This is a genomic window from Kineosporia mesophila (genome assembly GCF_021129235.1).
Lineage (GTDB): Bacteria > Actinomycetota > Actinomycetes > Actinomycetales > Kineosporiaceae > Kineosporia > Kineosporia mesophila.
The window spans coordinates 262,022-276,374 of the sequence record NZ_JAJOMA010000010.1 but is presented as its reverse complement, the minus strand read 5'-3'; the positions used below and the strand labels follow the sequence as shown (position 1 = coordinate 276,374).

Here is a 14,353-nt window from a genome sequence, read left to right as displayed (position 1 = left end):
ACTGTCCGGACCACCCGGTCCCAGGTGGGCTTCAGTAGCTTCCAACCTGCAAAGGTTGAGGCTAAGAAGTCTTTCTGGGGAGTTGACTCCGGGACCGGCCACTTGCGTGTCCGCGTCTCCCGCGCTGCCAACAGATGAAACTTTACGGTTGTGCGTCCAACGAGTCAAATCCAGGTGTCAAGGGCCGCCCGATCAGGCTAGATGGCGGTGTGGAATCGCGCCATCACAGAGTGGAACGGACTGGGGGCCCGTCCCCGGAACGGTGGACGGGCCCCCAGCGACGTCTGGCGATTTCGGGAGAGAGCTACTCCCCCACGAGCTCCAGAGCCGCCAGCTGACGCCGACCGCGACGCACCAGGATCCACCGGTCATGCAGCAGGTCCGCGGTACTGACCGTCGCGACCTCTCCCCCGGTCACCTTCACGTTGTTCACGTACGCGCCGCCGTCGGAGAGCGTGCGCCGGGCGTCGGACTTGCTCTTGGCCAGGCCCGCGGCCACCAGCACGTCGACGAGCAGGTGCTCGCCGCGTCGCAGCTGCGCCTTCGGCAGTTCCCCGAGCGCGTCGCCGAGCGTGCCGGCATCCAGGCCGGTCAGGTCTCCCCCACCGAAGAGCGCCTTGCTCGCCTCTTCCACCCGGGAGGCCGCCAGCTCACCGTGCACCAGCGAGGTCATGTCCCGGGCCAGGGCGCGCTGGGCCTCCCGGGCCTGCGGACGGCTGGTGGCCGACTCTTCCAGCTCGGCGATCTGCCCGGCCGTACGGAAGGTGAAGACCCGCAGGTAATCGATGATCTTCGCGTCCTCGCAGTTCAGCCAGAACTGGAAGAACGCGTAGGGCGAGGTCATCTCCGGGTCGAGCCAGACCGCGCCGCCCTCACTCTTGCCGAACTTGGAGCCGTCGGCCTTCGTGATGAGAGGGGTGGCCAGCGCGTGCACGGCCGCCTCGGGCCGGGCCTTGTGAATCAGGTCGGTGCCGGCGGTGAGGTTGCCCCACTGGTCGGAGCCACCGATCTGCAGCGTGCAGTCGTACCGCTTGTTCAGCTCCAGGAAGTCCATGGACTGCAGGATCTGGTAGCTGAACTCGGTGTAGCTGATGCCGGCCTCGGAGTTGAGACGGGTGCTCACGACGTCTTTCGCGAGCATCTTCCCGACCCGGAAGTGCTTGCCCACGTCGCGCAGGAACTCGATGGCGCTCAAGCCCGAGGTCCAGTCCAGGTTGTTCACCATGGTCGCGGCGTTCGGGCCGGTGAAGTCGAGGAACGGCTCGATCTGGCCGCGCAGGCGCTCCACCCAGCCGGCCACCACCTCGGGCGAGTTCAGCACCCGCTCCGCCGAGGGACGCGGGTCACCGATGAGGCCGGTGGCGCCACCGACCAGCGCGAGGGGACGGTGCCCCGCCTGCTGCAACCGGCGCATGGTGAGGATCTGCACGAGATGGCCGATGTGCAGGCTGGGCCCGGTCGGGTCGAACCCGGCGTAATAGGTGACCGATCCACTGCCGAGCGTCTTCCTCAGCTCTGCCTCGTCGGTGGAGATGGAGAGAAGGTTGCGCCACTTCAGCTCGTCAAGGACGTTGGCCGCCGGGGCGGAGGTCACGGGTTCGTCGGTGCTCACGGTCACGGGCCAACTCTAGGGCGGGGCGGCCACCACAGGAGAACCCCTTATCGGCGACGGCGCGGTACGGCCGGGCGATAGGCCGAGACCGTCGGGTCACCCTCGATCCAGTACCGCCACGGGGACTGCGCCCCGGCGGCGACCCCGACCCGCGGACCGCTCATCACCTTCCCTGCCCCCGAACCGGGCAGCACCAGAAGGGAACCGCCCCCACAGACGTCGCGACCGTCGTCCTCACGACCGAACCCCAGCGCACTGGCGAGCCGCGCCGGCCCCTGGGCCACATCGATGTCGCGTTTGCTGGCCGGGCGCCGCGAGCGGGCCACGTCGAGGCCGGTGATCACCTCCCCGGCCCGCAGCAGCACCCCGCCGGAGATGCCCTCGGGGCGGCAGACCAGGTTGGCGCAGTAGTGCATGCCGTAGGTGAAGTAGACGTAGAGGTGACCGGGCGGGCCCCACATCGTGGCGTTGCGGGGGCGCTTTCCGCGGTGGGAGTGGGAGGCGGGGTCTTCACCCTCACCGAGGTAGGCCTCCACCTCGGTCAGGCGGACCTCGACGACCTGGCCGGCCTGCGAGTGCCGGATCACCGTGCCGAGCAGGGCCGGTGCCACCACCAGGGGGTCGCGGTCGAAGAACGAGCGCGGCAGCGGGGTGGGTTCGGGCACGTCGGAGATGGTACGACGGGCGGCAAGAACCGACAGATGTAGGATTTGCGACCAGCCGACCTAGGGTTGTAAAGCCGCTTCAGGGGCCGCCGTTCAAGGATCTGAATGCGTGGACCGCGCCATTGCGACCCACGCACGGCTCAGTCTTGCCGCTGGTTCGCCGGCCGTAAAGACACCACTTTCCGCCCGGACGCGAAACCTCTTGATCCTCAAGAGGTTTGCTATTTCAGAAATGTTTCGCGGAGGGTTCGTGGCGATCGCTTTACGTAACAAACCTGACGGCTTGTCACCAGCGACCGCCACGGACCAGCAGTTTTACCGCTCATCTCCGTCCGGTGCGCCCCGGACGGATTCGATCACGGTTGCGTCTCAGCTGGACGCCCACTCCCGCAGGATCTTGATCTCGGCGGCGATTTCGGCCATCTGCTCGGCGACCCGGCGCGGTGACGTGCCACCCCGCCCGTCGCGGGAGCTGAGCGCACCCTCGAGGTTCAGCACCTCGCGCACGGCGGGCGTCAGGTGCGGCGACACCGCGGCCAGGTCTTCCTCGGTGAGGTCCCACAGCTCCACCGGGCGGCCCTCGGCGACGGCCCGCTGCTCACAGCGCTGCACGCAGGCCCCGGCGATCTCGTGCGCGTCGCGGAACGGCACCCGCTGCCGCACCAGCCACTCGGCGATGTCGGTGGCGAGCGCGAAGCCCTGCGGGGCCAGGTCGGCCATCCGCTCGGTGTGGAAGACCAGGGTCGAGACCAGGCCGGCCAGGGCGGGCAGGACCACCTCGAGGGTGTCGGCCGCGTCGAAGACCGGTTCCTTGTCTTCCTGGAGGTCACGGTTGTAGGCCAGGGGCAGGGCCTTGAGCGTGCCCAGCAGCCCGGCCAGGTCGCCGATCAGGCGGCCGGCCTTGCCCCGGGTCAGCTCGGCCACGTCCGGGTTCTTCTTCTGCGGCATGATGCTCGACCCGGTCGACCAGGCGTCGTCGAGCGACACGAAGGAGAACTCCTTCGTGGCCCAGATGACGATGTCCTCGGCCAGGCCGGAGATGTCGACGCCGACCATGGCGGCGACGAAGGCGAACTCGGCGCCCAGGTCGCGGGAGGCGGTGCCGTCGATCGAGTTCGCCACCGACGAGGCGAATCCCAGGTCGAGGGCGACGGCCTCGGGGTCGAGGCCGAGGGTCGAGCCGGCCAGCGCACCGGAACCGTAGGGCGAGACCGCGGCCCGGCGGTCGAAGTCCCGCAGCCGGTCGACGTCGCGCAGCAGCGGCCAGGCCCGGGCCAGCAGGTGGTGGGCCAGCAGCACGGGCTGGGCGTGCTGCATGTGGGTGCGTCCGGGCATCGGCGCGGTGGGGTGCGCGGCGGCCTGCCCGGCGAGGGCCTCGGCCAGGTCGAGCAGCAGGTTGGCGACCACCTTGGAGTGGTCGCGCAGGTACATCCGCAGGAGGGTGGCGATCTGGTCGTTGCGGGAGCGCCCGGCGCGCAGTCGTCCGCCCAGTTCCGGGCCGAGGCGCTCGATCAGGATGCGCTCCAGGGCGGAGTGCACGTCCTCGTCGTGCGGGGCCGGCGTGACGGCGCCGGAGGTGACGTCGGCGTCCAGACCGTCGATCCCGGTCAGCAGGCCGGTCAGGTCGTCGTCGGTCAGCAGCCCGGCGCGGTTCAGGGCGCGGGCGTGCGCCCGGGAGCCGGCCAGGTCGTAACGGGCCAGGCGCCAGTCGAAATGGGTCGAGACGGAGAGCGCGAACATGGCGTCCGCGGGACCGGCACTGAAACGTGAACCCCACAGGACCTTGGGCTCGGCGGTCACGATTGGCTCCTTCGTAGAAAGTCGGGGACGAAACACACCGGGCACCCAGGGCAGGGGCGACCCGTCGTCCAAAAGCAGATTAGTCAGGGCTACCGGTGGCGAGCGCCAGGAACCGGCTGGCGACCGCGTCGCCGCCCAGCGGGTCGCGGGTGACCACGAGGACGGTGTCGTCACCGGCGATGGTGCCGAGCACGTCGGGCAGCACCGAGTGGTCGATCGCCGAGGCGAGGAACTGCGCGGCGCCCGGGGGCGTGTGCAGCACCACCAGGTTGGCCGAGGCCTCGGCGGTGACCAGCAGTTCCTCGCAGAGCCGGGCCAGCCGGGCGACGAGCATCTCCTGTTCCTGGCCGGCCTGGGGAGTGCGGTCGCCTCCCTCCCCCGGCACGGCGTAGACCAGGCCGCCGTCGGGGTGGCGCACCTTCACCGCGCTCAGCTCGACCAGGTCGCGCGAGAGCGTGGCCTGGGTGACGGCCAGGCCGTCGGCGTTGAGCAGCTGCGCCAGCTCGACCTGAGAGCGCACCTGGCCCCGGCGCAGCAACTCGACGATGCGGCGATGCCGGGCGACCTTCGTGTGGGCCCGGCCCGCCGACTGGCTGGGAAACGTCATCCAGATCGCTCCAGCAACCAGACCAGCAAGGCCTTCTGGGCGTGCAGGCGATTCTCCGCCTCGTCCCAGACCACCGACTGCGGGCCGTCGATGACGGACGCGGAGATCTCCTTGCCGCGGTAGGCCGGCAGGCAGTGCAGCACGACGGCCTGCGGGTCGGCCTTGCCGAGCAGTGAGTCCTCGAGGCTGTAAGGAGCGAAGACCGAGACGTCGTCCTTCGTACCCTCCTCGCCCATCGAGACCCAGGTGTCGGTGGCGATCACGTCGGTACCGTCGACGGCCGCGGCCGGGTCGGTGGTGACCGAGACCGAACCACCGGTGTCGGAGGCCAGGGCCCAGGCCTGCTCGAGGATCGCGGGGTCGGGCTGGAAGGCCTGCGGGGCGCCGATCCGCACGTGCATCCCGGCATTGGCGCCGGCCAGCAGGTACGAGTGCGCCATGTTGTTGGCGCCGTCGCCCAGGTAGGACAGGGTCAGGCCGGCCAGCCGGCCCTTGTGCTCGCGCACGGTCTGCAGGTCGGCGAGCAGCTGGCAGGGGTGGTACTGGTCGGTGAGCGCGTTCACCACGGGCACGGTGGCCGCGGAGGCCATCGCCTCGATGCGGCTCTGGTCGCCGGTGCGCCAGACGATCGCGGCGGCCTGCCGGGTGAGCACGCGCGCGGTGTCCTCGATCGGCTCGCCGCGACCCAGCTGGCTGCTGCCCGAGTCGATGACCAGCGGGTACCCGCCCAGTTCGGCGATGCCGATGCTGAACGAGACCCGGGTGCGGGTGGAGGACTTGTCGAACAGGACGGCGACGGCCTTGGGGCCGTCCAGGGGACGCGTGTCGAGGACTCCGCGGGCGCGGTCGGCCTTGAGCCGGTCGGCCAGGTCGAGAACCTCGATCAGCTCGTCCGGGGAGAGGTCGTCGTCCTTGAGGAAGTGCCGGGTACTCATGAAAGCTCCTGCGCTGCAAGGTCCAGTGCGGCCGGGAGGGCCGCGGTGAACGAGTCCGCCTGGTCGGCGGTGAGAATCAGCGGCGGAGCCAGGCGGATCGCGTCGGGAGCCACCGGGTTCACGATGAAACCGGCATCCAGCAGGGCCGAGGCCACGGTCGCGGCCACCGGCTGCGTGAGCTGGATCGCCCGCAGGAGACCGAAACCCCGCACCCCGGAGACGAGAGGATGGCCGACCACCCCGTCTTCAATTCTCTGACCGACCGTGACCGCGTTGGCCAGCAACCCGTCCCGCTCGATCACGTGCAGGGTGGCCAGGCCGGCCGCGCACGCGACCGGGTTGCCACCGAACGTGGTGCCGTGCTGGCCGGGGTTCAGCAGGTGGGTGTTCGCGGTGCCGTAGACCACCGTCGCGCCCACCGGGATGCCTCCGCCGAGGCCCTTGGCCAGGGTCATGACGTCGGGGGTGACGTCTTCCCCACCGTTGAGTTCGGCCAGCTGGTGGGCGAACCAGGCGCCGGTACGGCCCACGCCGCTCTGCACCTCGTCGAGCACCAGCAGGGCGCCGTGCGCCCGGGTGAGACGCCGGGCCGCCGCCAGGTATCCGGCCGGGGCCGGGCGCACCCCGGCCTCGCCCTGCACGGGTTCCAGCACCACGGCGGCGGTCTCGTCGTCCACCGCCGCGGCCAGGGCGTCCACGTCGCCCCAGGGCACGTGCACGACGCCGGCCGGGAGCGGCTCGAACGGCTCGCGGTAGGCGGGCTTCCAGGTCATCGCCAGGGCGCCCAGGCTGCGGCCGTGGAACGCACCCTGGGCCGCGACGACCTTGGTGCGGCCGGTGCGCCGGGTCAGCTTGAACGCGGCCTCGTTGGCCTCGGTGCCGGAGTTGGAGAAGAAGACGGTCGAGCCCTCAGGGGCCTGGGCCAGCTCGAGAATCCGTTCGGCGAGCGCGATCTGGAGCGGGTTGGCGAAGAAGTTGGAGACGTGGCCGAGGGTGGCCAGCTGTGCGGTGACGGCCGAGACCAGGAACGGGTGGGCGTGGCCCAGGGCGTTCACGGCGATCCCGCCGAGCAGGTCGAGGTAGCGCCGGCCGTCGGCGTCCCAGACGTAGGCGCCCTCGCCCCGCACCAGCACGCGCTGGGGGGTGCCGAACACGCCCATCACGGAACGGGCGTACCGCTCCATCCACTGGGCCGAACCCTGTCCGGTGTCCACGAGTGCGTTGTTCTGTGCTGTGAGGTCGGTGCTCACGCCCCACCTCCGTCCTGGGTCGCCTTCTCGATGGGGGATGTTCCGTCCGGGCTGGTGCGGCGCTTCTCGCCGGGGACGGGGGACGGCACGACCATGGTGCCGACGCCGTCGGAGGTGAAGACCTCGAGCAGCAGGCTGTGCGGCACGCGGCCGTCGATGACGGTGGCGGTGGGCACTCCCCCGCGCACGGCGCGCAGGCACGCCTCCATCTTCGGCACCATGCCGGACCGGAGCTTCGGCAGCATGGCCTCGAGCTCGGTGTCGGTGACCTCGGCCAGCAGGGACGAGCGGTCGGGCCAGTTCGCGTACAGCCCCTCGACGTCGGTCAGCACCACGAACTTGCGGGCCTGCAACGCGATCGCGAGCGCGGCGGCCGCGGTGTCGGCATTGACGTTGAGCACCTGGCCGTCGTCGTCGGGCGCGACCGTGGAGACCACGGGGATGCGCCCGGCGTCGATCAGGTCGAGCACGGCGGCCGGGTCGACCTCCACCACGTCGCCCACCAGACCCACGTCAACGGGTGAACCGTCCACCACGGCGTCACGTTTCGCGGCGAGGAAAAGACCACCGTCTTCCCCGGACAGGCCGATGGCGAGGGGGCCGTGCTGGTTGATCAGGCCGACCAGCTCGCGGCTGACCTGACCGGTGAGCACCATGCGCACCACGTCCATGGTCTCGGGCGTGGTGACGCGCAGGCCGCCGCGGAACTCGCTCTCGATGCCCAGACGCTGGAGCATGGCCGAGATCTGCGGCCCGCCGCCGTGCACGACGACCGGCTTGAGGCCGGCCGCGCGCAGGAACACCACGTCCTCGGCGAAGGCCCGTTTCAGGTCGTCGTCGATCATCGCGTTGCCGCCGTACTTGATCACGGCGATCGCGCCCTGGAAGCGCCGCAGCCAGGGCAGCGCCTCGACCAGGACGTTCGCCTTCTGCTCGGCGGTCAGGTCCGGTAGGTCCATCATGACGAGTAGGCGCTGTTCTCGTGCACGTACGCGTGGGTGAGATCGTTCGTCCACACGGTCGCCGTCTCCGGGCCGGACTTCAGGTCGATCGTGACGCTGACGGCGCGGCCGCTCAGGTCGATGCCCTCGGGCGCCTGCGCGGGCGTGCTCTTGCGGCACACCCACACACCGTTCAGCGCGACGTCCAGGTCGGCCGGGTCGAACGTGGCCCGGGTGGTGCCGACCGAGGCCAGGATGCGGCCCCAGTTCGGGTCCTGGCCGAAGATCGCGGCCTTGAACAGGTTGCTGCGCGCGACCGACCGGCCGACCTCGAGGGCGTCGTCCTCGGTGGCGGCACCCCGCACCTCGATGGCGATCTCGTGGTCGGCGCCCTCGGCGTCGGCGAGCAGTTGCAGGGCCAGGTCGCGGCAGACCTCGGTGACGGCGGCGGCGAACTCGATCAGGTCGGGCGTGACCCCGGAGGCACCGGACGACAGCAGCACCACGGTGTCGTTGGTGGACTGGCAGCCGTCCGAGTCCAGGCGGTCGAAGGTGACGCGGGTGGCGGCGCGCAGCGCGGAGTCCAGCGCGGACGGCTCGACCTGGGCGTCGGTGGTGATGACGACGAGCATGGTGGCCAGGGCCGGCGCGAGCATGCCGGCGCCCTTGGCCATCCCGCCGATGCTCCAGCCGCCCGGCGAGGTGATCGCTGCCTGCTTGGCCACGGTGTCGGTGGTGCGGATGGCCTCGGCCGCGTCGGGGCCGCCCTCGGTGCGCAGCTTCGCGGTGGCGTCGGCGACGCCCGCGAGCATCTTCTCCTTCGACAGCCCCAGCCCGATCAGGCCGGTCGAGCACACCAGCACGTCCAGCGGGGACAGACCGCTGAGCCGGGCGACCTCCTCGGCGGTGGCGTGCGTGATCTGGAAACCCTCGGCGCCGGTGTAGCAGTTGGCCCCGCCCGAGTTCAGCACCACCGAGCGCAGGCGGCCGTCGGCGATGGCCCGCTCGCTCCACAGCACCGGGTTGGCCTTGCAGCGGTTGCTGGTGAAGACGGCAGCGGCCGCATCGTTCGGCCCGTCGTTCAGGACCAGCGCGAGATCGGGGGCGCCGGTGCTCTTCAGTCCGGCCGCAACCCCGGCGGCGCGGAAGCCCTTCGCCGTCGTGACGCTCATCTACGTTCCTTCCAGAGGTTCTTCATTCGGCGTCTTCGGTGACCGTGTAACCGGCGTGACGCCAGACCGAGGCCGCGACCACGGACTGGGCGGCCGGCACGAGCACCCAGTCGGTGTCGAAGGTGGACACGTTGAGCACCGGGATCCCGGCGTCGGCCAGCGGTTTCAGCAACCGCAGGAGCACGCCGATCTGGGAGAACTCCAGTGCCCCCGCGGCCCGGGTGACCGTGAACGGCCCCTCGACGGGGCCGGGGACCGGTTCGGGCAGGCTGTTGGTCGGGCAGACCACGCTGATCTCGTCGGTGGTGCGGGAGATGCTCACCAGCGGCGCCCCGACCGCCCAGGTGGGATCGGGACTGTCGGGCGCCAGGCGCACGAGGGCCATGGCCTGGCGGTACTGGATCAGATGCACGACAGCTCCTTGTTCCTGGTGGCGGTGTTCACGGCGCCACCCCCACCATCGGCAGGCCCAGGGTCTCGGGCAGGTCGAGCGCAAGGTTGGCCGACTGGATCGCCCCACCGGCCGTGCCCTTGGTCAGGTTGTCGATGGCGCTGACCGCGATCACGCGGCCCACCCGCTCGTCGACGGCGACCTGGATCAGCGCGGTGTTCGCGCCCAGGGTGTCAGCCGTGCGCGGCCACCGGCCCTCGGGCAGGACGTGCACGAATGCCTCGCCCTGATAAGTCTTTTCCCAGGCCTCGCGGACGGCTGCGCCGGTCACGCCCGGCTTCAGCTTCGCGGTGCCGGTGGCCAGGATGCCGCGGGACATCGGGGCCAGGGTCGGGGTGAAGGAGACCCGGACCTCTTCCTGACCCGCCAGACCCAGGTTCTGCTCGATCTCGGGGGTGTGCCGGTGCACGCCGCCGACGCCGTAGGGGCTCATCGAGCCCATCACCTCGCTGCCGATCATGTTCGGCCTGGCCGACTTCCCCGCGCCGGAGGTACCGCTGGCCGCGATCACCACCACGTCGTCGGGCTGCAGCAGACCGGCCGCGAAACCGGGGGCGAGGGCCAGGCTCGAGGCCGTCGGGTAACAGCCGGGCACCGCGATGCGCCGGGCGCCCCGCAGCTCGTCGCGCTGCCGGCCGCCGGGGCGGGGCAGTTCGGGCAGGCCGTAGGCCCAGGTGCCCGCGTGCTCGCCGCCGTAGAACTCTTCCCAGGCCTGCGCGCTCACCAGCCGGTGATCGGCGCCGCAGTCGACGACCACGGTCTCGGGCGGCAGCTGCGCGGCGATCTTCGCGCTGGCCCCGTGCGGGAGGGCGAGGAAGACCAGGTCGTGCCCCGCCAGCTCCTGCGGCGTGGTCGGCGCGAGCACCCGGTCGGCCAGGGGCAGCAGATGCGGCTGATGCTCGGCGAGCTTCGTGCCCGCGTTACCGCCTGCCGTTAGCGTGCCGATCTCGATCTGAGGGTGTTGCAGAAGGAGTCTCAGCAGCTCACCACCGGCGTACCCGCTTGCGCCTGCCACTGCCGCCGTGATGCCCATAACGTATGACTATACACACTGATGAAATTATATGCATAGGGCTTTTACGTCACACCCTGAATGCTGAACGGCACCCGTGGTGATGTCCAGGGGTGCCGTTCAGTATTTGTCGTTCGTTGTCACCTTTTTCGGTGACCCTTGAGCGTTCCGTCGTGATCCGCGTCCATAATCAGGGCTTTTGGACGCCGTCGGGCTCCCTTGGGTAGAGGGTCAGCTGCGCTGCACCGCGCCGGTACGCTCGGCGGCCGCCGCCACGGCGGCGTCGCGCGCGGACGCGGTCTCCTCCGCCGTCAGCGTGCGGTCGGGAGCCCGGAAGCGCAGGGCGAAAGCCAGCGACTTGTGGCCCTCCTCGATCGGCGCCTGGGCGTACACGTCGAACAGCCGCACCGACTCCAGCAGTTCACCCGCACCCTCCACCAGGGCCGCCTGCACGTCGCCGCTGGGCACCTCGTCCTTCACGACGAGCGCCACGTCTTCCTTGGCCAGCGGGAAGGTGGAGATCCGCTGTGCCGCCACGATGCCGCCCGACGCCTCGATCAGCACGTCCAGGTCGATCTCGGCCGCGACCGTGCGCGGGGGCAGTCCCAGGGCGGCGACGACCTTCGGGTGCAGCTCACCGGCATGACCGAAGAGCTTCCCGTTGATCTCCAGACGCGCGCAGCGACCCGGGTGCCAGGGAGCGTGGTTCTCCTCCTTGGTCACGGTCGGGGTCACGTGCACCGTACGCGCCACCAGGAGGGCGGCCTCCAGCGCGTCCGACCAGTCCGCGGCCCGGCCCGCACTGTCCCGGCCCGGCAGCTCCCGCTGACCGGTCAGGACGATCGCGGCGTGCAGCGGCTGGTGCGGGATCGCCGCGTTCAGCTGCTCCAGCTCCTGCGGCGTCGGGCGCTGCGACACGCTCGGGTGCCCGGCCTTCGGCTCGCCCCCGGCGGGACGGGTGACCGCGCCGACCTCGTACACCGCGAGATCGGTGAAACCCCGGCTGACATTGCGCTTCACCGCGTCGACCAGGGTCGCCAGCACCGACGTGCGCAGGTAGGGCTGCTCGTCGGACAGCGGGTTGACCAGCTTCAGGGCCGTGCGGCGCGGGTCGTCCGGCGGCAGGCCGAACGCGTCGTGCACCGCCGTGCCGATGAACGGGTAGGTGAGCACCTCGACCGCACCGTGCTCGGCCAGCGCCCGCGCCACCGAACGGCGCACCCGCTGGCCGTGCGTCAGACCCGTACCCGCCGGGGCGATCGGTAGCACCGACGGGATCTGGTCGTAACCGCGCAGCCGCGCGACCTCCTCGGCCAGGTCGACGCCCACGGTGAGGTCGGGACGCCAGCTCGGGGCCTTCACGGTGAGGACGTCGTCACCGGTGATCTCGCAGCCGATGGCCGTGAGGTTCTCGACGACCTGCTCGCGGGTCCAGTCCACACCGACAATGCGGCCCGGGAAGTCTGCCGCCATCTCGATGGTCGCGCCCGGCGCCGCCTCGCCGACATCGGTGGCCGCGCCGACCTCGACCCGGTCACCGCCGTACTCGACCAGCAGGCGCACCGTCAGCTCGGCGGCCACGTCGGCGAGCTGGGTGTCGACCCCGCGCTCGTACCGCTTGCCCGCCTCGGTGCTCAGCTTGTGCCGGCGCATCGTGCGGGCGACCGTGATCGGGTCCCAGTGCGCGGCCTCGATCAGCAGGTTCGTGGTGGTGGCGGAGACCTCGGTGTCCGCGCCGCCCATCACACCGGCGAGCGACAGCACCCGGCCGGCCGTCTTGCCGTCCGGGGAATCGGTGACCAGGAGGTCTTCGGGGTGAAGCTTGCGCTCGACGTCGTCGAGCGTGGTCAGCTTCTCCTTCGGCGCGGCCCGGCGCACCACGATCGGCGCGGCGAGCAGGTCCAGGTCGAAGGCGTGCAGCGGGTGCCCGACGGCGAGCATCACGTAGTTCGTGACGTCGACCGCGAGCGAGATCGGCCGCATCCCGGCCTGTTCCAGACGCCGCTGCATCCACCGCGGGCTCTGGGCCGTGGCGTCGACGTTTTTCACGATGCGCGCGACGAAACGGTCGCAGCCCGGCACACCGTTGATCGGGGCCTGGTCGTCGAGGACGACCTCGAAGCCGCCGTTCGCGGGGGCAGGCACCTCGATCAGCGCCGGGTCGGTGAACTCCGCACCGGTGGCGTGCGAGTACTCCCGGGCGATGCCGCGCAGGCTGAAGCAGTAGCCGCGGTCGGGCGTGACGTTGACCTCGACGGTCTCCTCGTCCAGCCCGAGCAGCGCGATCGCGTCGTCGCCGGGCTTGACGTCGTCGAGGCCCCACTCGGTCAGCCGGATGATCCCGTCGTGGTCTTCACCGAGGCCCAGTTCCAGCGAGCTGCAGATCATTCCGTCGGACTTGTGGCCGTAGGTCTTGCGCGCGGCGATCTTGAACCCGCCGGGCAGCACGGCGCCGGGCAGGCACACGACCACCAGGTCGTCCTTGAGGAAATTACCCGCGCCGCAGACGATCCCGCGCGGCCCGGCCTCACCGACGTCGATGGAGCACCAGCGGATCGTCTTGCCGTTCTTCTGCGGCTCGGGCGTGAAGTCGAGCACGCGGCCGACCACCAGCGGGCCGGTGACTCCGCCGCCGTGCACCGCCTCTTCCTCCAGGCCGACCTTCACCAGGTCGGCGGCGACCGCGAGAGCCGTTGTCCCGGCAGGGAGATCAACGTACTCGGCGAGCCAGGTCAGGGGGGCGCGCATCAGGCCTCCATTCCGTAGTGCAAGCTGAACCGGACATCGCCCTCGACCATGTCGTGCATGTCCTCGACGCCGTTGCGGAACATCAGGGCCCGCTCGATGCCGGCCCCGAAGGCGAAACCGGTGTAGACGTCCGGGTCGATACCGGCCGCGCGCAGCACGTTCGGGTTGACCATGCCGCAGCCCAGCCACTCGATCCAGCCGGTGCCCTTGCAGGTGCGGCAGTCGTCCTTGCGGCCGTCACAGACGAAGCAGCGCAGGTCGAGCTCGGCGCTCGGCTCGGTGAACGGGAAGAAGTTCGGGCGCAGCCGGGTGGTCACCTCGCGGCCGAGCAGCGACTTCACGAAGTGGTCGAGCGTGCCCTTGAGGTGCGCCATGGTCAGCCCCTTGTCCACGGCCAGGCCCTCGACCTGGGTGAACACCGGGGTGTGCGTGGCGTCGAGCTCGTCGGTGCGGTAGACCCGGCCGGGAACCACCACGTAGATGGGCGGCCGGCGGTCGAGCATCGTGCGCGCCTGCACCGGGGAGGTGTGGGTGCGCAGCACCAGGCCGCTGTCGACCGGCTCGACGAAGAACGTGTCCTGCATCTGGCGGGCCGGGTGGTCCGGGCCGAAGTTCAGGGCGTCGAAGTTGAACCAGTCGGCCTCGACCTCCGGGCCCTCCGCGATCTCCCAGCCCATCGAGACGAAGATGTCGCCGATGCGCTCGGAGATGGTCGAGATCGGGTGCCGGGCACCGGCCGGGCGGCGGTCGGCCGGCAGGGTGACGTCGACCGACTCCTCCACCAGCACCCGGGCGTCGCGCTCGGCCTCCAGCTCTTTCTGCCGGGCCGCCAGCGCCTTGCTGACCTGGCCGCGGGCCTTGCCGACACGCTTGCCCGCATCCGCCTTGGCGGCCGGGGGCAGGGCGCCGATCTCGCGGTTGGCCAGGGCCAGCGGGCTCTTGTCGCCGGCGTGCTCGAGCCGCGCCTGCTTCAGCGTCTCGAGGCTGCCGGCCGCGGCGAAGGCCTCCAGGGCCTGCGCGACGTATCCGGTCAGGGCGTCTTCGGAGAGCACCGCGACCTCCACCGGGTCGTAGTCCTTGGTACTCACAATGCGATCCTCACGTGCTTCATCGTCTCAGACGGCGGCCAGTGGATTTCCTCGCTGGCCTGCGGGCAGAAG

The 14,353-nt window shown here is 70.7% G+C and carries 12 protein-coding genes; all 12 read right to left on the bottom strand.

Going from position 1 to position 14,353, the window contains the following annotated elements:
- Positions 1–304: 304 nt before the first annotated feature.
- Complete coding sequence (gene tyrS, locus LR393_RS16620) at positions 305–1,612, bottom strand: tyrosine--tRNA ligase (RefSeq protein WP_345718805.1); 1,308 nt, start codon at positions 1,610–1,612, stop codon at positions 305–307.
- A gap of 47 nt (positions 1,613–1,659) precedes the next feature.
- On the bottom strand, positions 1,660–2,286 hold the full coding sequence (locus LR393_RS16615) for a DNA-3-methyladenine glycosylase (RefSeq protein WP_345718804.1): 627 nt from the start codon (positions 2,284–2,286) through the stop codon (positions 1,660–1,662).
- Between the two features lie 360 nt (positions 2,287–2,646).
- On the bottom strand, positions 2,647–4,077 hold the full coding sequence (gene argH, locus LR393_RS16610) for an argininosuccinate lyase (RefSeq protein WP_231484835.1): 1,431 nt from the start codon (positions 4,075–4,077) through the stop codon (positions 2,647–2,649).
- 79 nt (positions 4,078–4,156) lie between these two features.
- Positions 4,157–4,684, bottom strand: coding sequence for an arginine repressor (locus LR393_RS16605; protein WP_231484834.1), 528 nt, complete (start codon positions 4,682–4,684; stop codon positions 4,157–4,159).
- Positions 4,681–5,619, bottom strand: coding sequence for an ornithine carbamoyltransferase (gene argF, locus LR393_RS16600; protein ID WP_231484833.1), 939 nt, complete (start codon positions 5,617–5,619; stop codon positions 4,681–4,683). Before argF ends, LR393_RS16605 begins: the two co-directional genes overlap by 4 nt.
- On the bottom strand, positions 5,616–6,869 hold the full coding sequence (locus tag LR393_RS16595) for an acetylornithine transaminase (RefSeq protein WP_231484832.1): 1,254 nt from the start codon (positions 6,867–6,869) through the stop codon (positions 5,616–5,618). The genes argF and LR393_RS16595 overlap by 4 nt, the downstream gene beginning before the upstream one ends.
- Complete coding sequence (argB, locus tag LR393_RS16590; protein WP_231484831.1) at positions 6,866–7,831, bottom strand: acetylglutamate kinase; 966 nt, start codon at positions 7,829–7,831, stop codon at positions 6,866–6,868. The genes LR393_RS16595 and argB overlap by 4 nt, the downstream gene beginning before the upstream one ends.
- Positions 7,828–8,982 carry a bifunctional glutamate N-acetyltransferase/amino-acid acetyltransferase ArgJ gene (gene argJ, locus LR393_RS16585; protein WP_231484830.1) on the bottom strand — a complete coding sequence of 385 codons (1,155 nt, stop codon included), beginning with the start codon at positions 8,980–8,982 and terminating at the stop codon, positions 7,828–7,830. The genes argB and argJ overlap by 4 nt, the downstream gene beginning before the upstream one ends.
- Before the next feature lie 22 nt (positions 8,983–9,004).
- A complete protein-coding gene (locus tag LR393_RS16580) occupies positions 9,005–9,394 on the bottom strand; it encodes an ACT domain-containing protein (protein WP_231484829.1) in 390 nt (129 codons plus the stop codon).
- Between the two features lie 28 nt (positions 9,395–9,422).
- Positions 9,423–10,466: an N-acetyl-gamma-glutamyl-phosphate reductase gene (argC, locus tag LR393_RS16575; RefSeq protein WP_269327325.1), complete on the bottom strand. Its 1,044-nt coding sequence runs from the start codon at positions 10,464–10,466 to the stop codon at positions 9,423–9,425.
- 210 nt (positions 10,467–10,676) lie between these two features.
- A complete protein-coding gene (gene pheT, locus LR393_RS16570; protein ID WP_231484827.1) occupies positions 10,677–13,193 on the bottom strand; it encodes a phenylalanine--tRNA ligase subunit beta in 2,517 nt (838 codons plus the stop codon).
- Complete coding sequence (gene pheS / locus LR393_RS16565; protein WP_231484826.1) at positions 13,193–14,281, bottom strand: phenylalanine--tRNA ligase subunit alpha; 1,089 nt, start codon at positions 14,279–14,281, stop codon at positions 13,193–13,195. The genes pheT and pheS overlap by 1 nt, the downstream gene beginning before the upstream one ends.
- Positions 14,282–14,353: the final 72 nt, after the last annotated feature.

What these genes read in the sequence shown, in the direction of transcription:
- argJ (WP_231484830.1), bottom strand. Translation starts at nt 8,982, where the DNA reads ATGAGCGTCACGACGGCGAAGGGCTTCCGCGCCGCCGGGGTTGCGGCC.
- LR393_RS16605 (WP_231484834.1), bottom strand. Translation starts at nt 4,684, where the DNA reads ATGACGTTTCCCAGCCAGTCGGCGGGCCGGGCCCACACGAAGGTCGCC.
- argB (WP_231484831.1), bottom strand. Translation starts at nt 7,831, where the DNA reads ATGATGGACCTACCGGACCTGACCGCCGAGCAGAAGGCGAACGTCCTG.
- argC (WP_269327325.1), bottom strand. Translation starts at nt 10,466, where the DNA reads ATGGGCATCACGGCGGCAGTGGCAGGCGCAAGCGGGTACGCCGGTGGT.
- pheT (WP_231484827.1), bottom strand. Translation starts at nt 13,193, where the DNA reads ATGCGCGCCCCCCTGACCTGGCTCGCCGAGTACGTTGATCTCCCTGCC.
- argF (WP_231484833.1), bottom strand. Translation starts at nt 5,619, where the DNA reads ATGAGTACCCGGCACTTCCTCAAGGACGACGACCTCTCCCCGGACGAG.